Here is a 17503-nt window from a genome sequence, read left to right as displayed (position 1 = left end):
AAACGCAACCCGCGCCGGTCGGAAAGTGAGATCCGCGACCACGCGGTGACGTCGTGCACACCCGTCGTCACGCAATGGGCACTACAAAAGCACATCCGTGAGCTTGAACGGGTAGACCACCGTGTCCTGCGCGATCGGTCCGTCCACACCGGGCAGCCCGGTGCCGAAACCGTGCTGATGCAAGCCCAGCCGCGAGTGGAACCATCCCGGTCTGCCGGGGATCTCGTTGTGCCTGACCAGCCACAACACCACTTCGCTGTCCGCCCACTTGTCCGGGTGCAAGCGGTTCGTCCAGCAGTCGAGCCCCGCGTACACCAGCACGCGTTCGACCCGCGCCGCGTTCCTGACGTGCTTGATCCACGCCTTGATGAACCGGTCGTCGACGCTGGGTGCCTCTACCTCGAGCGCGGGTGCGAGCGACCCGGGGGAGAAGGCGCCGAGCACGCTCGCCGTCCGCACGAAATGGTCGGCCTGGTCGTGGACGGCGCCGGGACGGGCGTAGTGCCGTGCGCCGGTGTGGATACCGGCGTGCTGCGCGCCGGTGAGATTGCGTTCCGCCGCGGCGTCCCGCCAGTTGGTGTTTTCGGTGACGGTGACCGAAGCGAATCGGATGTCGGCGCCACGCACCGCCGCCCAGTCCGTCACCGTCTCGCGGTGGGACAGGGTGACGCCGTGCTCACCTTCCGGGTCGATCGAACTCACCTGCCTCGAATTTCGCCCCAGTACGACCGAAAGGTCACCCTACGTCCGCGGAGCGGCCGCAAGGTGACCTTTCGGTACAGCGTGTCTCAGGCGTTTTCGCGTTGGAACGTCCGCGAGCCCCACCAGATGGCCAGAACGGCCATGACCAGCACCACGACACTCCCGGTGAACAGAGCGTCCATCGAGAAGTCACCGCGGAAACTGTTCCGCTCGACGTCCACCACGTGCCGGAACGGATTGATGCGGGAAATCGTGTACAGCCACTCCGGCGCCGAGCCCGCGGTGATCGGGATCAGGATTCCGGAAAGCAGCAGCAGCGGCATGAGAACCGCGTTGAGCAGAGCCGGGAAGGAATCTTCGCTCTTGAGCGTCAACGCCAGCGCGTACGAGCACGACGCCAAGGTGATCGCCAGAAGGAAGACGATCGCCAGGCAGAGCACCACACCACCGAACGGCGCGTTCAAGTCGAAGACCAGATACGCCAGCGCGATGATGAGCAGGGCCTGGACGATGGTCTGCAGCGCGTTGGCGAGGACCTTGCCCAGCAACAGCGCCACCCGGCTCACCGGCGTGACCCGCATCCGCTCGACCACGCCCATCCGGTACTCCGCGAGGAGCCCGAACCCGACGAAAGAGCTGCCGAACAGCGCGAGCTGCGCGATGATCGCCGGGGTGAAGATCATCCAGCCGTCCACATCGGACAGGCCTTGCGCGTTGAGCGACTTCACCAGAAGCGGGCCGAAGAAGAACAAATAGAGCAGCGGCTGCATCACGCCGATGGCCAGCCACGTCGGGTTGCGCAACGCCGCGAGCATGTCGCGGCGGAAGATCAACCAGGTGTCATGCAACATGCGTGGCCTCCTTCTCCGCCGCGGCGTCGGCCGATCCGCCTTCTTCGGCGTCTCGCAGGCTCCTGCCCGTCAAAGTGAGGAAGACGTCGTCGAGCGTCGGCCGGTGCACCTGCATGGACGCCATCGCGATGCCACGCGCGTCCAGCGCCCGAAGCAGTTCGGGCATCGCGGTGTCGCCGCGCGGGACGCGGAACCGCACGGTGCCGTCGGTGACGGTCAGCTCGTGTGCCCCTTCGAGACGGCCCGCGACCTCCGCGGTCTCGCCCGCAGACTCCGGTGAGACCCCGATGACGACGCTGTCGCCGGAAACCCGCGCCTTCAACGAGTCCGGCGTGCCTTCGGCGACGATCTTCCCGTCGTCGATGACGATCAGCCGGTCCGAGAGCGCGTCGGCCTCGTCGAGGTAGTGCGTGGTCAGGAAGACCGTGACGCCCTGCTCGTCGCGCAGCCGCCGGATGTGGTCCCAGAGGTTCGCCCGGCTCTGCGGGTCGAGGCCCGTCGAGGGCTCGTCGAGGAAGACGAGACCGGGTGAGTGGATCAGCCCGAGCGCGATGTCGAGACGGCGGCGCTGCCCGCCCGACAGGGTCGAGGTCATCCGCTGGTCGAGCCCGGCCAGGTCCAGTTGCTCGGCGAGGACGGCCCCGCGTGCGAGCGCGTCCGCCTTGCTCATCCGGTACAGCCTGCCCTGGAACTCGATCTCCTCGATGACCTTGCTCGCCGGCGCGGTGCCGCCGCCCTGGGCGACATAGCCGATTCGCCGACGCACCCCCAGGGGGTCGGCGAGCAGGTCGCAGCCGCCGACCGTCGCCTCACCGGCGGTGGGCTTGAGCAGCGTCGTCAGCATGCGCAGGGTCGTGGTCTTCCCCGCGCCGTTCGGTCCGAGGAAGCCGACCAGTTCCCCGGCCGACACGTCGAGATCGACGCCTTTGACGGCGTGGACCTCGCCCCCATTGCGGCCCTTGCGGCGAAAACGCCGCTCAAGGCCGCGTGCCTTGATCATGTCTACTCCTTTCGACGCCCATCTAGTCAAGTTTGACTAGTGGCAGGACGCACTGTGCCCTAGGAGTCGTTCCGTAGTCAAATTTGATTACTTGGGCGGCGCGCCGAACACGTTTTCGTCGTCTTCGCCTTCGCCTGCCATCACGTACTCGCCGGCTTCGAGACGGCCGATCAAATCCCGCATCCAGGTCACGTTCGCTTCCGCGTGCGCGCTCCATAGGCGGTACAGCTCGCTCACGTGCGGCGGCTTCCCCAGGTCGACGGCGTGTTCACGGGCGTAATGAGTCGATTGGGCGTGCGCTTCCATGTTCGCCAACTGCTGTTTCAGCAGGGCCAGCACCTGTGCGCGGGGAAGGGTCGGCATGAAAGTGACCGCCGCCGACAGCGAGTACCCGGTCGCGTCGTCGCTCGACAACGCCCTGCCGAGTTGCACGAGGAACTCGGTCTCGCCGTCTTCGGTCAGCCTGTAGGCGACCCGATCGGGCCCGCCGCCCGGCTCGGCGTCCTCGACCTGTTCCAGAAGGCCTTCGGTGGTCATCTTCTTCAGCGCGTGATAGATCGACCCCGGCTGGACGTTGCCCCACTTGTCCGCCGCCCACGAAAGAAGCTCGCGCCGGACCTGATAGCCGTGTGCCTTCCCGTACATGCGCACGACACCCAGCACCAGCAGACGCGTGGCGGACACCGAGGCCTCCGATCCTCTCCCGGACAACAATGCCTTGGACGACGTCCGTAGGCTAAACAAGCATGAGCACCCCAGTGTTGACTGCGGTGGCCTGGCCCTACGCCAACGGCCCCCGCCACATCGGCCACGTGTCCGGATTCGGCGTCCCGTCCGACGTCTTCTCCCGCTACCAGCGAATGGCCGGCAACCGGGTGCTCATGGTGTCCGGTACCGACGAACACGGCACCCCGATCACCGTCCAGGCCGACAAAGAAGGCATGACCTCCCAGCAGACGGCCGACAAGTACACCCGCCAGATCGGTCAGGACCTGCAAGGGCTCGGCCTCACCTACGACCTGTTCACCCGGACCACCACGGGCAACCACGCCGAGGTCACGCAGCAGATCTTCCTCGCGCTGCACCGCAACGGCTACGTCGTCCCCAAGACGACCCGGGGCGCGATCAGCCCGTCGACCGGCCGCACGCTGCCCGACCGGTACATCGAGGGCACGTGCCCGATCTGCGGCTACGACGGCGCCCGCGGCGACCAGTGCGACAACTGCGGCAACCAGCTCGACGCCGCCGAACTGATCAACCCGAAGTCCCGGATCAACGGTGAAACGCCGAAGTTCGTCGAGACCGAGCACTACTTCCTCGATCTGACCGCGTTCGTCGAGACGCTCGGCAAGTGGCTGTCCAGCAAGACCGACTGGCGGCCGAACGTCCTCAATTTCACGAAGAACCTGATCGACGACATGCGGCCGCGGCCGATCACCCGCGATCTCGACTGGGGCGTGAAGATCCCGCTGGACGGCTGGCGCGACCAGCCGCTCAAGCGCTTCTACGTCTGGTTCGACGCGGTCATCGGGTACTTCTCGGCGAGCGTCGAGTGGGCGCGCCGCACCGGCAACCCGGACGCCTGGCAGGAGTGGTGGAACAACCCGGACGCCCGCTCCTACTACTTCATGGGCAAGGACAACATCACCTTCCACGCCCAGATCTGGCCCGCTCTGCTCTTCGGCCACAACGGCGAGGGTGATCGAGGCGGCGTCGCAGGCAAGTACGGCAAGCTGCACCTGCCCGACGAGATCGTTTCCAGCGAGTTCCTCACCATGAGCGGCTCGAAGTTCTCGACCTCGCGCGGCACGGTCATCTACGTCCACGACTTCCTGCGCGACTTCGGCCCGGACACGCTGCGGTACTTCATCTCGGTCGCGGGCCCCGAGACCCAGGACACCGACTTCACCTGGGACGAGTTCGTCCGCCGGACCAACTTCGAGCTGGCCAACGAGTGGGGCAACCTCGTCAACCGGTCCATCTCGATGGCCCACAAGAACGTCGGAGCCATTCCTCGCCCCGACGCCCCCATGGCCGCCGACGAGGAGCTCAAGGAGCTCTCCCGTAAGGCGTTCGACACCGCCGGCGCCCACTTGCAGCGGTCACGGTTCAAGGCCGCCGCGAGCGAGGCCATGCGCGTGGTCACCGCCGCGAACCGGTACCTGTCGGACCAGGAGCCCTGGAAGCTCAAGGACGACCCCGCCCGGCGCGACAGCGTCCTCCACACGGCTCTGCAGGTCGTCTCGGACGCCAACACGCTGCTGACCCCCTTCCTGCCCCACTCGGCGCAGAAGGTGCACGAGGCGCTCGGTGGCACCGGCGTCTGGGCGGCCCAGCCCGAGCTTCAGGAAGTCGAGGACCTCGACATCCCCGGCCGGATCAACCCCATCCTCACCGGGGACTACAAGGCCGAGCAGGCGCGCTGGAAGTCCGTGCCGATCGAGGTCGGCAAGCCGCTGGAGAAGCCGACCCCGCTGTTCGCCAAGCTGGACCCGGAACTCGGCGAGACCGGTCCCGAATGGGCCCCGATCTCGAAGTGATCAGCTGATGGGTGCGGAGAAGAAGGAACTGCCGCCGATCCCGGACAGGTTGCCGGTTTCGGTGGTGGACGCGCATACCCACCTCGACGCGTGCGGCGCGGTCACCGCGGCTGATGTGACAGCCATGGTCGACCGCGCCGAACGCGCCGGTGTCTCCCGGGTCATCACCGTCGCGGACGATCTCGCGGCCGCTCGCTGGGCCGCGCAAGCGTCCACTTGGGACCCGCGGGTCTGGGCCGCCGTCGCGATCCATCCCACGCGTACCAAGGATTTCGGCGAGCCCGAGAAATCCGAAGTGGAGCGTCTCGCCAACGAGTCCAGAGTGGTCGCGGTCGGCGAGACCGGCCTCGACTACTACTGGGACTACTCGCCCCACGACGCACAGCAGGACGCCTTCCGGTGGCATATCGATCTCGCCAAGCGGATCGGCAAACCACTGATGATCCACGATCGAGACGCCCACGACGACGTCCTCCGGATCCTGGAAGAAGAGGGAGCGCCCGAGCAGGTCGTCTTCCATTGTTTCTCCGGAGACGAGCACATCGCGCGCCGATGCGTCGACGCGGGATACGTGCTTTCGTTCGCCGGCACGGTCAGCTTCCGTAACGCCCGCGGACTCCACGAGGCGGCACGGATCGTCCCGGCGGACCAGTACCTCGTCGAAACGGACGCTCCGTTCCTGACCCCGCATCCGTTCCGCGGACGTCCGAACGAGCCCTACTGCGCCGCCTACACGGTTCGGCACCTCGCCTCGCTCAGGGGCGAGGCAGTACACGAGGTCGCCGAATCCGTGCGAACGACCGCCGAGCGGGTCTTCGGATTGCCGACAGTCACGACCGGTTGAACGGATTGCGACATTAGTGATCAGCAATGGTCCACTCTGATGAGTGACCAACGTCACGACACTCCGGGCGGTGTTTGCGCAACCCGGCGAGGTTCGTTACTGTCCCGTGATCGTGCCGGTCGGGACCCGCTCAAGCGGTTTTCGGCTGTTACGCCCACAGTCACGTCAGTGCACGTCGGGGAAGCGGAACCAGGAGAGGTACGGCCTGGAACCGTGACGATGGCGCTGGCTGCGGGTGTCGGACTTCTAGAGGTGTGCCGAAGCGCGCATCGAGACGAAGGACGTAGTGGAGTGGTTGTCGAGCTCCTCGACGTCTTGGGAAAGGGAACGACCCAGTGACTGGTAGCAGTAGGCAGGATGGCTCGCGCCTCGGCGCAGAGACGAACACCTTCGCTTCCGCCGGTTCGGTTGCCGTGCTCGACCGCGACACGCAGTACGGCGAGCTGGACTACTCCGACGATCCGCGCATCACGCACCAGGACGTCCTGGCCGCGCTCGGCCCCGACGCCGACATGCTGATGGCCGAGATCGACGTCGACGTCGACGAGCTGATCCGCCTCATCAGCGCCGAGACCACCATGCTCCCGCCGATCGTCATCCCGGACGAGCTGGCCGAGGACCGCACCGCGGGCGCGCCGATGAAGGCCGCGACCAAGGACGAGGTCATCGCGAACTCGACCCGGGTCTGGAAGAAGCGTTTCCTCAAGGGAACCGTCATGGCGGTGCTGCTCACCCTCGGTGGTGGCGGCGCGGCCGCGATGGCGATGAACAAGAGCGTCACCCTCGACGTCGACGGCAAGCAGCAGACCGTCCACAGCTTCGGCGACACCGTCGGCGAGGTTCTCGAAGACGCCGGCCTCTCCGTCGGCGCCCACGACTCGCTTTCGCCCTCGCCTCAGGCCGAGGTGGGCGACGGCGGCGTCATCAAGCTGGAGCGCGGCCGCAAGCTGAACCTGATCGTCGACGGCGCGCCGCAGCAGGAGTCCTGGGTCCGCGCGACCAACCTCGGCGAAGCGCTGAACCAGCTCGGTCGCGCCGACCTCGCCAAGGCCGGCACCTGGACTTCGCTCCCGCAGAACGGCGAGCTGCCCCTCGAAGGCGCCACCGTCGAGGTCAAGACCCTCAAGAACGTCACGGTCTACGACGGCGCGAACGAACCGCGCAAGGTCCAGACCAACTCCGTCACCACCAAGGAATTCCTCGGTGAGCTCCGGATGACCCTCGGCCCGGACGACGAGGCCGTCGGCGGTCTCGACGTCAAGCTGGTCGACGGCGCCGAGGTCCACATCAGCCGGACCGGCGTCACCATGGTCAAGCAGAACGAGGAAATCGCGCCGCCCGAGCAGAAGGTCGACGACCCGAACCTCGAAAAGGGCAAGACCAAGGTCGAGGACCCGGGCACCCCGGGTCAGAAGACCGTGACCTACAAGGTCACCAAGCGCAACGGCAAAGAGGTCGGCCGCGAGAAGGTCTCGGAAGAGGTCATCACCGAGGCCAAGCCCAAGATCGTCAAGGTCGGTACCAAGAAGCCCGCCGACCCGGTCATCGGGGACGCCGGCGCCTGGGACCGCATCGCGCAGTGCGAGTCGACCGGGAACTGGTCCGCCAACACCGGCAACGGCTACTACGGTGGCCTGCAGTTCAACAAGAGCACCTGGGACGCCTACGGCGGCGACCAGTACGCCGCGTACCCGCACCAGGCCAGCAAGGCCCAGCAGATCGCTGTCGCCGAGAAGGTCCGCGAGGACCGTGGCGGCTACGGCGCTTGGCCGCACTGTGGCAAGAAGGCCTGACGCCGGTCCGTTCTCCTTTCCTGAAGGTCATCGTGTGGGTTCGCCCGCAAGGTGGCCTTCAGGCCGTTAGGGGCTTGGGTGGCTGAGCCGGGTTCCCGGCTCTCGGTCTGGAGAATCTCGCCCACCAGCGCGCAGTCCGTATGTGGGCCACGTTCCTGGCCGGTTGTCGAAGCCCTCCACCGTCGCGGGGCGGGCTTTGAGGGCCCTGAGGTGGCGTCTGGACGGGCTGAGGGCGGTTTACAGGCTCCTTGGCTGTCTCGGCAGCCTGCGGCTGCTCGCTGACCCGTTCCGAGCTCTGCCGGGGCATAGGGATGCCCGGGTCGCTTTCCGCGAGCTCGACGATCTCCGCGAACGCGTCGCCGCGTCGCTCGGCCGGCGAACGGTCGTCGGCTTCCTTGTCGGGGGCCGGATAGGCCCGCGGCACCAGTAGCGCGCTCAGGCGGGCGCCCGTCTCGGCATCGAGGTCGCCGCGCATGTCCCAGCGGCCGGTTCGTTTCTGGCGCAACCAGAACTCGCTCCGCCGCCTTTGCGGAGCGGGGTCGTCTTGGGGTTTTCCATCCGGGTCGTGTTGTGCGAGCAGATCTGTGCCCGCGACCGTGACGTCGCGCGGTCTCGCGACGCCGGCGAGTTCGACCAAGCCCTTCTCGGCCTCGAGCCGTGCGCTCGCCGTGACGTGCTCGGGCAGCTTCTTCATGACCGTGACGATCCGGTCGATACTGGCCTCGGCCAACGCGCCGGTGGTGGCGGCGGTGCCGGTCAGGGGCGCGACGGGGTCGATCGACGTGCCGTCGCGCGCCCGTCTCGAATTGAGCGCCAGCGCTCTGCCGGTCACTCTTTGAGCCTCTGCCCGAGGCACCCGGGCCACATGTTCGTAGAAGACGGCGATCGAGTTGTATCCGTAGAGATCACGGACACCACGTGACTCGATCTCGGCCAGGATCTGGCCGACCTCGGCGACGAGACGTCGCCCTTCGCGTAGCCGACTCTGCAACTCGTCGAGAAGCAGTTCGGCGTCGCCTTCCGGCAGGTTGAGCGGGAAGGCCTTGGGAATGTTTGTGCTGGTCATCCCTCGATTGTCGAGGCAGATTCGAACGAATGCACGGTATCGATCGGGTGGATGATCATCACGCTCCGCCTGCGCCGACCTGCGCCGATCACCCTTGAGTGGGATAGGTGTCGCTTGGGAAAAGCCATCCGGATGGTGGGGTCGGATCAGGCCGGCCCCGTGCCTGAGCGATGCCTCCGGTCCCACTCCTCGCGGAGCACCCCGTAGACGACGGCGTCATGGACGCCGCCGGACCAGCGCCGGGCGCGCCGGAACCGGCCTTCTTCGACGAACCCGAGCCGCCGCCCGACGGCGATCATCCCCGGGTTCCCCGAGAACGTGGCGAAGTCCAGGCGGAGCGTGTCGGTGCGGGAGAACAAGTAGGTCGTCCACATGCGCAAGGCCTCGGTGCCGAACCCGCCGCCCCAAAACCGTTCGTCGTAGATGACCAGCCCCATCCGCCGCCAGTCGGTCTCCCTGCTTTCCCAATACCAGCTGACCCGACCGATCAATCTTCCGTCGCTCAGGTCGCATACGGCGAGGCTGGTGCGGGGATCGGGCGGCTCGGCCTTGGTCGCGGTGAGCTCGCGCGCCGTGGATTCGGCGGCGACCGTGGTCGGGGTGCCGAAATAGGGTCCGTTCGTTTCGTGCCAGGGCCGCGCGGGATCGAGCAGGTCGAGGAGCGGCCCGAGGTCGGAAGGGCGCCAGTCGCGCAGCCGGACTTTTTCACCATCGAGTACGACGTCGTCCACCGGCCAATCGTGGCTTACCGGGCCTGGTTACGATCGTCGGGTGACTGAACTGCTCGGTCCTGCGGAAATCAGGGCGCTGGCGGCCGAGCTGGACGTACGTCCGACCAAGAAGCTCGGCCAGAACTTCGTGCACGATCCCAACACGGTGCGCCGCATCGTCGACCTCTCGGGGATCGGCGAAGGGGACGTCGTCCTGGAGGTCGGGCCGGGCCTCGGCTCGCTGACACTCGGACTGCTCGCGACCGGCGCCGAGGTCGTCGCGGTCGAAATCGATCCCGTGCTGGCGGGACGGCTGCCGAGCACCGTGGCCGAGCGAGGCGGGGCCGAAAGGCTGACGGTCGTCGGCGCGGACGCGTTGCGGATCACCGCGGACGATCTGCCCGCACGGCCGACGGCGCTCGTCGCGAACCTGCCGTACAACGTCGCCGTTCCCGTCGTGCTCCACCTGCTCGCCGAACTGCCGTCGCTGACCAGTGGTCTCGTAATGGTCCAGACCGAGGTCGCGGACAGGATGGCGGCGGGTCCGGGAAGCCGGACTTACGGCGTGCCCAGCGTCAAGCTCGCCTGGTACGGGAAGACGCGCAAGGTCGCCGCGGTGCCCCGGGCGGTGTTCTGGCCTGTTCCGAACGTCGACTCCGCCTTGGTCGCCTTCGAACGGGGCGACGTGGTGTCGTCCGTGGAACGGGAGCGGCTGTTCGCGGTCGTCGACGCCGCCTTCTCGCAACGGCGGAAGACCTTGCGAGCCGCGTTGGCGTCGTGGGCCGGTTCCGCCGAACGCGCGGGGGAACTACTCGAAAAGGCGGGTATCGACCCGAAAACCCGCGGGGAGCAGCTGGACGTCCATCAGTTCGCCCGGATCGCCGCGGTTGCCGGCTGACCACCTGGCGCAGGTGTGACCGGGGCCGCGCGACTGCGTGGTTCCTCCTCTCGATCCGGCGCGGGCGAACCTTGTCTTAGCAGGCAGCACGCCTGCCGCAGGCCGGATACGCCTGCCGGCGTCCCATAATATGGGCAGCCAATCCTGTATGATGGACGCGACCAGACGTGTGATCTGCGCCTACGCGCTTGCTTTCATCCAGTGGGATCGGTTTTACTCAGTGAGCCATCCCGAGCGACTGAGAGACCTGGCTCGCCGAAGTCGCAGCAACCACCCTCCACAGGGCAGGTGCTACAGCCAGGACCGATGGAGGCTGTGCCTAATGAACAGGGTCACCCACCCGCTCCTGCTGACCAGGCGACGTGTCGTCGATGAAGGTCGCCGCACGGTAAGTGCGTGTCGACGCTCCACCGTTACTGCCTGAGTTCTTTCCCTTACCTCTGAATCCGTCCGTTTCCCGGACGGTCACTCGGTGACGGTTGGCGCGCTCGAAAGAAGCAGCGCCCCATTTGCATGGAGCCTTTCGTGATCACTGTCGAAAACCTGTCCAAGTCCTTTCCCCTCAACGGAAATCCCGTCGTCGCACTGCGCGATGTGAGCGTGGACATCCAAGCTGGCTCGCTGTTCGGAGTCGTCGGTCCGGCGGGCTCCGGCAAATCGACCCTCGCTCGTTGCATCGGTCTCCAGGAGCGTCCCGACCGCGGCGTCGTCCGTCTCGACGGCCTCAACACCGGGACCCTCGACGGACGTCGTCTCCGCGAGATCCGGCGCCAGGTCGGAGTCGTGAGCACCAAGCCGGAGTTGCTCGCCGAGCGCACCATCGCCGGCAACATCGCTTCGCCGCTCGAACAGCTCGGCCTCGACGGGCCGCAGCGCCGCAACCGGGTCGGCAACCTGCTCGACCTGGTCGGGCTCACCCCCCGTGCCGGACAGCGACCGGGCGACCTGTCCGAGGGCCAGCTGCGCCGGGTGGCCATCGCCAAGGCACTGGCCGCCGGACCGTCCGTGCTCCTGGCCGACGACCCGACGGCGGGAGTGCAGCCTGAGGAGTCCGGCGCGGTCCTGACCGTGCTCGACCGTGCGCGCGCCGAGCTCGGCGTCACCGTGCTGCTCACCACGCCCGACGCCGGTGTGGTCCGCCGTGTCTGCGACGACGTCGCGGTGCTGGAGGCCGGCGCGGTCATCGAACGCGGAACCGTGCTCGACCTGATCTCCGACCCGAACAGTCGGACCGCGCAAGCGCTGCTTCCCGCGATCGAAACCGGGCGGGCGCAGGCCTCGAAGTACGACCGCGCGGTGGACGTCGTGCTCGTCGGCTTCGCCTCGGTCGGTGCGCTGCTGCCGGAAGCCGCCGGTCGCTTCGACGTCGAGCTCGCCACCATCGGGGGCGGCCTGACCCGGATCGGAGACACTCCCGTCGGCCGGTTCCGTCTCGGGGTGCGCGGTGAGCGCGCGGACGCCGCGCTCGCCTGGATCGCCGAACGTGGCGGCCACGTGACCCACCCGGTCCGCGGACCGCAGGGTGTCGCCGCCTGATTTCTCCCCGAACGGGCCGCTCAGGACGAACTGCGTCCGGAGCGGCCCGTTCGCGTCTGCCCCGTCCGTTCTCTTTCTCCTGGTGGCAGCGCAAGTGGAGTGGCCACGTAGGCTTGAGGCGTGCTCGCCGTCGTACCGCCCCCAGTAACCGTCAGGGTTCCCGCCAAGGTCAACCTGCACCTGTCGGTCGGTGACGTACGCCCGGACGGTTACCACGAGCTGGTGACCGTGTTCCAGGCGCTTTCCCTGACCGACGAGGTGACCGTCGCGGTCACCGAAGACCCCGGCGTCGAGGTCTACGGCGAAGGTGAAGGTTCCGTGCCGACAGGAGCCAACAACCTCGCCTGGAAAGCGGCGCAGGCGCTGGCGGCCCATGTCGGCAAGGCGGACGGCGAGTCCAAGGTCAGAGTCGTGCTGCGCAAAGGCATCCCGGTCGCTGGCGGGATGGCCGGTGGTAGCGCCGACGCAGCCGCGACCTTGGTCGGGCTCGCGTCGCTTTGGAAGCTCGACATTTCCCGGGACGAACTGGCGGGTATCGCCGCGAAGCTCGGCAGCGATGTTCCTTTCGCGCTTTACGGTGGGACAGCGCTGGGCACCGGCCGAGGCGAGCAGCTGGTGCCCGTCTTGTCGAGGCACACCTTCCACTGGGTCTTGGCGTTCGACCAGCGTGGGCTTTCGACTCCGAGGGTGTTCGGCGAGCTGGACAAGTTGCGTGAAGAGGGCAGCCCTCCGCGGATCGGCTCGCACACCCCGGTGGTGGAGGCGCTGGCATCCGGCGACCCTCGGCAACTGGCGCTGCTTCTGGGCAATGACCTGCAGGCTGCCGCTGTCTCACTGCGGCCGGGGCTGCGCCGCACGTTGCGGGCGGGAGTCAACGCGGGTGCGCTCGCCGGCACCGTGTCCGGATCCGGGCCCACCTGCGCCTTCCTGTGCGCGGACGCCCAGTCGGCCGTCGAAGTCGCCGCGGAACTGTCCGGCGCGGGTGTCTGTCGCACGGTGCGTGTCGCGCACGGGCCGGTCCCCGGAGCCCGGCTGGTCGGCGGGGACGACGCGCCGCGGCCGTCGCCGCCTCGGGTGCACGCATAAGGGTGTCCGAAATGGACATCGACCAATTCGTTGTGGTGCGAGCTTTTTGGAAAGGATCGGCTGAGGCATGGCCAACTTGGTCAACCTGGAGTCGGTGAGCAAGTCCTTCGGGGTGCGCCCGCTGCTCGACGGTGTTTCGCTCGGTGTGGCGGAGGGGCAGCGTATCGGTGTCGTCGGTCTCAACGGGGGCGGGAAGACGACGCTGCTGGAGGTCCTCGCGGGGATCAGCGAGCCGGACACGGGACGTGTCAGTCAGGTCCGGGGCCTGCGGATGGCCGTGGTCACCCAGCGGACCGAACTTCCCGACGGCAGCACGGTCGGAGATGTCGTGCTGGAGCGCTACGGCGCCGAGCACGAATGGGCCGCTGACGCGCGCGTCCGGTCCATTATGGATGGTCTGGGCATAACTGCTCTCGGCATCGACAAGGAAACGGCGAACCTGTCCGGTGGCGAACGCCGCCGGGTGGCGCTGGCGGCCGCGCTCACCGGTGAACTGGACCTCGTGGTCCTCGACGAGCCGACCAACCATCTCGATGTCGAAGGTGTTCGCTGGCTCGCGGATCACCTGCTCAACCGCAAGATCGCGGTCGTGGTCGTCACGCACGACCGGTGGTTCCTCGACACGGTCGCGAGTCTGACCTGGGAGGTCACGAACGGTCGAGTCGAGCAGTACGAAGGTGGTTACGCGGACTGGATCTTCGCGCGCGCCGAGCGGGCGAGGCTGGCGGCGACGGCAGAGGAGAAGCGGCAGAACCTCGCTCGTAAAGAGCTCGCGTGGCTGCGCCGCGGTCCGCAGGCCAGGACCTCGAAGCCGCGCTACCGCGTCGAGGCGGCGGAGGCGCTGATCTCCGACGTGCCGGAACCGCGCGATTCGGTCGAGCTGCAGGCGTTCGCCCGCCGTCGGCTGGGTAAGACCGTGCTGGAGATCGAGGATGCGACGTTGACCGTCGGCGACCGCACCCTCCTCGATCACGTCACCTGGCGGATCGGGCCCGGGGATCGGATCGGCCTGGTCGGCGTGAACGGGTCGGGCAAGACGACGCTCCTCAAACTGCTCGGCGGTGACAGGGAGCCCGAGACGGGACGGCGCATCCAGGGCAAGACGGTCAGCCTCGCGCACCTCCGGCAGGAGCTCGACGACCTGCCGGGCGATCTGCGCGTGCTGCAGGCGATCGAAGAGGTGTCCGGACGGGTCGTGTTCGGCAAGCAGGAGCTCACCGCTTCCCAGCTGGCCGAAAAGCTGGGTTTCCCCGCCGCGAGGCAGTGGACGCCGGTCGAGGACCTTTCTGGTGGCGAACGCCGCCGCCTGCAACTGTGCCGGCTCCTCATGGCCGAGCCCAACGTGCTGCTGCTCGACGAACCGACCAACGATCTCGACATCGACACCTTGCAGCAGCTCGAAGATCTGCTGGATTCCTGGCCGGGCAGCCTCGTCGTCGTTTCGCACGACCGATACCTGGTGGAACGCGTCTGCGACACGATCGTGGCCCTGTTCGGGGACGGGCAAGTGACCCACCTGCCGGGCGGGATCGAGGAGTACCTGAACCGGCGCGCCAAGAGCCTCGAGAAAGCCGGCGGCGACCGGAAGGCGGGCAACGCGCAGTCCTCCGCGCCCAAGAAGAGCGCTGCGGAACAGCGGGCGGCCCAGAAAGAGCTGTCCCGTCTCGAGCGCAAGCTCGACCAGCTGCACACGAAGGAAGAGAAGCTGCACGCGGCGCTGCTCGCCGCGGCGACCGATCCGACGAAGCTCATCGAGCTGAACACCGAATTGAAAGCCGTCGAAACGGAGAAGGAGGAGGTCGAGGCCCAGTGGCTCGAGACCTCCGAAGCGATCGAATGAGTTCATGCGACGGCGAGCGGGCCTTTCAGCGCGGACAGTAGTGTGACGCGCATGAGTCGGTTCGTGGACACGCTCGTCGCCACCGCGGCGGGGCGAGGTCAGCAGCGGGGAATGGTCACCGGGGAGCCCAAGGAGCCGGTTCGGCGGACGTGGGCCGAGATTCACGAGCAGGCCAAGCGGGTCGCCGGGGGTCTGGTGGCGGCCGGGCTGAAGCCCGGCAAAGCGGTCGCGGTACTGGCGGCGGCGCCGTCGCTGATCGCGCCGACGGTTCAGGCGGTTTGGCTCGCCGGCGGCAGCGTGACGATGCTGCACCAGCCGACGCAGCGCACCGACCTCGCCGAATGGGCCGAGGACACCGTTCGCGTGCTGCGGATGATCGGGTCCGGCCTGGTTCTGCTCGGTGAGCCGTTCGATCAGCTGGCGCCGGTGCTCACGGAGCACGGCATCGCGTTCCAGGTCATCACCGAGCTGCTCGAGGCCGAACCGCTGGCGGAGCCCGTGCCGACGGCCGAGTCGGACACGGCGCTCCTCCAGCTGACCAGCGGATCGACGGCCGACCCGAAGGCCGTTCAGATCACCTACGGGAACCTGTATTCGAACGTCAAGGCGATGGTCGACCGGGCCGAGTTCGATTTCGACGTCGACGTGATGGTCTCGTGGCTGCCGACGTTCCACGACATGGGGATGGTCGGCTTCCTGACGGTGCCGATGACGTTCGGCGTCGAGCTCGTCAAGATCACGCCGCTCGAATTCCTGTCGGGACCGTTGATCTGGCCGCAGCTGATCAGCAAGTACAACGGCACGACCACGGCCGCGCCGAACTTCGCGTACGCGATCGTGGGCAGGCGGATGGCCCGTGTCGAGGACGACGACGCGTACGACCTCTCGAAGCTCCGGATCGCGCTCAACGGCGCCGAGCCGATCGACGAAACGGCCGTGCAGACGTTCGTCGAGGCTGGAGCGCGCTTCAAGATGCCCGCCGAATGCGTTTTCCCGGCGTACGGCATGGCGGAGGCGACTCTCGCGGTTTCGTTCGCGCCGTTGTTCACCGGCTTGACGCTGGACGTGGTCGAGGCCGACGCACTCGAGGCGGACAACCGCGCGGTGCCGGTCCCCGAGGGCGACCCGCGGCGCGGGACCGACGAGGTCCGTTCCTTCGCGGTGCTCGGTCCTCCGCTCGACGGGCTCGAAGCCGAGATCGTCGACGACAAGGGAACCGTGCTCGGGGAACGCGAGGTCGGCGAGATCCGCCTGCGCGGCGAGGCCGTGACTCCGGGGTACCTGACCATGGAGGGGCCGCTCGCGACGCAGGACGAGGACGGCTGGCTGCTCACCGGCGACCTCGGCTACCTGGTCGACGGCATGATCGTGATCTGCGGCCGCCGCAAGGACGTCATCATCATGGGCGGCCGGAACCTGTACCCGACCGACATCGAACGCGCGGCGACCTCGGTCGAGGGGGTCCGGGCGGGGAACGCCGTCGCCGTGCGGCTCGACGCCGGCAGCCGACGGGAACGGTTCGCCGTCGTGGTCGAATCCAAACTCGCCGGAGACCCGGAAACGGAGAAGGCGCTGGCGAAGGAGGTCGCGGCCAAGGTGCGCGGCGCCGTCGACATGCGGCCCTTCGCGGTCGTCGTGCTCCCGGCGGGGAGCCTCCCCAAGACGCCCTCGGGCAAGGTGAAGCGGGCCGCGACCGCCGTTCAGTTCGCGGACAAGATCGCCAAGAACGCGGCGGCGAGCTGACACGAAAGGGCCGGGTCCGCGAACATCGCGGACCCGGCCCTTTCGCTGCACCTCCCGGTGGTCAGCGGCGTCGCCAGGGTGGCTTGCGGGTGTGGGTGTGCTCCAAGGCGGGCGCAATGTAGTAGCCGGCGGATTGCGACAGCCCGGCCAGCGTTCCTTCGACGTCTCGCAGGAACGCGTCGACCGCTGCCTGGTCATAGCCTCGTTTCGACAGCGGCGCTTTGGCGAACGCGACGTTGTGGACGTCCGAAACCGTCAGGTCGTCATCGCCGTCGAGGGTCGCCGCGACCCGTTCGAGGAAGGCGTCGACCGCGGGTTCGTGGTAGCCGCGGGCGCCGATCGGCGCCCGGTCGAACTGCCGGGTTCTGGCCTCGAAGGCGGTGACGGGCACTAGCGCTCCCGCAGGAACTCGACGGGACCGCGGTCCGGGACGGCGCGTTCGGCGGTCGCTTCGTCCTCTTCGCGGGCACCGGGCACGCCGAGCGCGTGCTGGCCGGTCCGGTGGGCGAGCTGCACTTCGACCTTGTCGAGGAAATCGTCGACTTCGCGTTCGTCGTAGCCGCGCTTACCGATCAACGGCCGCGAGAACATGACGTGGTGGACCTCCGCGGCCGTCAGGTCGTCCCGGTCCGAGATCGTGTCGGCGATCCGTTCCAGGAACGCGTCGACCTCGTGTTTGGCGTATCCGCGTCGCCCGATCGGGGCGTTCGGGAAAGTGGCGCCGGTGATGTCTTCGGCCGTAAACGACATGAAACTCTCTCCGGTTTCGGTGGGGAATGCGATCTCCGCATTCCGTCCTAACGGGTTTGAGAGTTCCCCGGAAGAGCCCGCGCTATTCCACGACTCGATCAGGGGCGTGGTGAAACGCCTTCGAGTGACGAGATGTAACGCACC

Annotated in this window: 16 protein-coding genes and 1 riboswitch; of the genes, 8 read left to right on the top strand and 8 right to left on the bottom strand. The window is 67.6% G+C overall.

What is annotated here, in order from left to right; translation table 11 throughout:
- Positions 1-81 precede the first annotated feature (81 nt).
- The 4 genes from H4W30_RS16135 to H4W30_RS16120 form a co-directional block, all read right to left on the bottom strand.
- Positions 82-702: a glycoside hydrolase family 25 protein gene (locus H4W30_RS16135; RefSeq protein ID WP_192743547.1), complete on the bottom strand. Its 621-nt coding sequence runs from the start codon at positions 700-702 to the stop codon at positions 82-84.
- A gap of 86 nt (positions 703-788) precedes the next feature.
- Positions 789-1553: an ABC transporter permease gene (locus H4W30_RS16130; RefSeq protein ID WP_126736485.1), complete on the bottom strand. Its 765-nt coding sequence runs from the start codon at positions 1551-1553 to the stop codon at positions 789-791.
- Positions 1543-2553 carry an ATP-binding cassette domain-containing protein gene (locus H4W30_RS16125; RefSeq protein ID WP_192743546.1) on the bottom strand — a complete coding sequence of 337 codons (1011 nt, stop codon included), beginning with the start codon at positions 2551-2553 and terminating at the stop codon, positions 1543-1545. Before H4W30_RS16125 ends, H4W30_RS16130 begins: the two co-directional genes overlap by 11 nt.
- Positions 2554-2640: 87 nt before the next feature.
- A complete protein-coding gene (locus tag H4W30_RS16120) occupies positions 2641-3237 on the bottom strand; it encodes a PadR family transcriptional regulator (protein ID WP_192743545.1) in 597 nt (198 codons plus the stop codon).
- Between the two features lie 62 nt (positions 3238-3299).
- On the opposite strand from H4W30_RS16120, the gene metG reads away from it, so the two are divergent.
- The 3 genes from metG to H4W30_RS16105 all read left to right on the top strand — a co-directional run bounded on the left by metG (position 3300) and on the right by H4W30_RS16105 (position 7730).
- Positions 3300-5093 carry a methionine--tRNA ligase gene (gene metG, locus H4W30_RS16115; protein ID WP_192743544.1) on the top strand — a complete coding sequence of 598 codons (1794 nt, stop codon included), beginning with the start codon at positions 3300-3302 and terminating at the stop codon, positions 5091-5093.
- A gap of 7 nt (positions 5094-5100) precedes the next feature.
- Positions 5101-5937 (top strand): TatD family hydrolase, encoded by an 837-nt coding sequence (locus H4W30_RS16110; protein ID WP_126736482.1) that lies wholly within the window; start codon positions 5101-5103, stop codon positions 5935-5937.
- Positions 5938-6350: 413 nt separating this feature from the next.
- Positions 6351-7730, top strand: coding sequence for a resuscitation-promoting factor (locus H4W30_RS16105; protein ID WP_192744123.1), 1380 nt, complete (start codon positions 6351-6353; stop codon positions 7728-7730).
- 58 nt (positions 7731-7788) lie between these two features.
- Here H4W30_RS16105 and H4W30_RS16100 read toward each other — a convergent pair whose 3' ends face one another.
- Both H4W30_RS16100 and H4W30_RS16095 read right to left on the bottom strand, forming a co-directional pair.
- Entirely contained in the window at positions 7789-8796 is a 1008-nt protein-coding gene (locus H4W30_RS16100) for a DUF222 domain-containing protein (protein ID WP_192743543.1), read from the bottom strand.
- A gap of 146 nt (positions 8797-8942) precedes the next feature.
- On the bottom strand, positions 8943-9527 hold the full coding sequence (locus H4W30_RS16095; RefSeq protein WP_192743542.1) for a GNAT family N-acetyltransferase: 585 nt from the start codon (positions 9525-9527) through the stop codon (positions 8943-8945).
- A 40-nt stretch (positions 9528-9567) separates the two neighbouring features.
- Between H4W30_RS16095 and rsmA the strand changes: the two genes are divergently transcribed.
- The 5 genes from rsmA (at position 9568) to H4W30_RS16070 (ending at position 16609) form a co-directional block, all read left to right on the top strand.
- Positions 9568-10404, top strand: coding sequence for a 16S rRNA (adenine(1518)-N(6)/adenine(1519)-N(6))-dimethyltransferase RsmA (gene rsmA / locus H4W30_RS16090; protein WP_192743541.1), 837 nt, complete (start codon positions 9568-9570; stop codon positions 10402-10404).
- A 222-nt stretch (positions 10405-10626) separates the two neighbouring features.
- Positions 10627-10717, top strand: a riboswitch (SAM riboswitch).
- Between the two features lie 212 nt (positions 10718-10929).
- Complete coding sequence (locus tag H4W30_RS16085; RefSeq protein ID WP_192743540.1) at positions 10930-11940, top strand: methionine ABC transporter ATP-binding protein; 1011 nt, start codon at positions 10930-10932, stop codon at positions 11938-11940.
- 120 nt (positions 11941-12060) lie between these two features.
- Positions 12061-13026 (top strand): 4-(cytidine 5'-diphospho)-2-C-methyl-D-erythritol kinase, encoded by a 966-nt coding sequence (locus H4W30_RS16080; protein WP_007028772.1) that lies wholly within the window; start codon positions 12061-12063, stop codon positions 13024-13026.
- A gap of 67 nt (positions 13027-13093) precedes the next feature.
- Positions 13094-14866, top strand: a complete 1773-nt coding sequence (locus tag H4W30_RS16075) for an ABC-F family ATP-binding cassette domain-containing protein (protein WP_192743539.1) — start codon at positions 13094-13096, stop codon at positions 14864-14866.
- A gap of 51 nt (positions 14867-14917) precedes the next feature.
- Positions 14918-16609, top strand: a complete 1692-nt coding sequence (locus tag H4W30_RS16070) for a fatty acyl-AMP ligase (RefSeq protein ID WP_192743538.1) — start codon at positions 14918-14920, stop codon at positions 16607-16609.
- A gap of 61 nt (positions 16610-16670) precedes the next feature.
- On the opposite strand, the gene H4W30_RS44520 is transcribed toward H4W30_RS16070, so the two are convergent.
- Entirely contained in the window at positions 16671-17000 is a 330-nt protein-coding gene (locus H4W30_RS44520) for a DivIVA domain-containing protein (protein ID WP_126736475.1), read from the bottom strand.
- On the bottom strand, positions 17000-17359 hold the full coding sequence (locus tag H4W30_RS16060) for a DivIVA domain-containing protein (RefSeq protein WP_192743537.1): 360 nt from the start codon (positions 17357-17359) through the stop codon (positions 17000-17002). The genes H4W30_RS44520 and H4W30_RS16060 overlap by 1 nt, the downstream gene beginning before the upstream one ends.
- Positions 17360-17503: the final 144 nt, after the last annotated feature.

The organism is Amycolatopsis roodepoortensis (assembly GCF_014873915.1).
Taxonomy (GTDB): domain Bacteria; phylum Actinomycetota; class Actinomycetes; order Mycobacteriales; family Pseudonocardiaceae; genus Amycolatopsis; species Amycolatopsis roodepoortensis.
The sequence above is the reverse complement of the archived record's forward strand: the minus strand, read 5'-3'. Positions and strand labels throughout refer to the sequence as shown.

Coding starts and splice junctions, on each gene's coding strand:
- H4W30_RS16130 (WP_126736485.1), bottom strand. CDS start 1,553: ATGTTGCATGACACCTGGTTGATCTTCCGCCGCGACATGCTCGCGGCG.
- H4W30_RS16125 (WP_192743546.1), bottom strand. CDS start 2,553: ATGATCAAGGCACGCGGCCTTGAGCGGCGTTTTCGCCGCAAGGGCCGC.
- metG (WP_192743544.1), top strand. CDS start 3,300: ATGAGCACCCCAGTGTTGACTGCGGTGGCCTGGCCCTACGCCAACGGC.
- H4W30_RS16110 (WP_126736482.1), top strand. CDS start 5,101: ATGGGTGCGGAGAAGAAGGAACTGCCGCCGATCCCGGACAGGTTGCCG.
- H4W30_RS16100 (WP_192743543.1), bottom strand. CDS start 8,796: ATGACCAGCACAAACATTCCCAAGGCCTTCCCGCTCAACCTGCCGGAA.
- H4W30_RS16075 (WP_192743539.1), top strand. CDS start 13,094: ATGGCCAACTTGGTCAACCTGGAGTCGGTGAGCAAGTCCTTCGGGGTG.
- H4W30_RS16070 (WP_192743538.1), top strand. CDS start 14,918: ATGAGTCGGTTCGTGGACACGCTCGTCGCCACCGCGGCGGGGCGAGGT.
- H4W30_RS16060 (WP_192743537.1), bottom strand. CDS start 17,359: ATGTCGTTTACGGCCGAAGACATCACCGGCGCCACTTTCCCGAACGCC.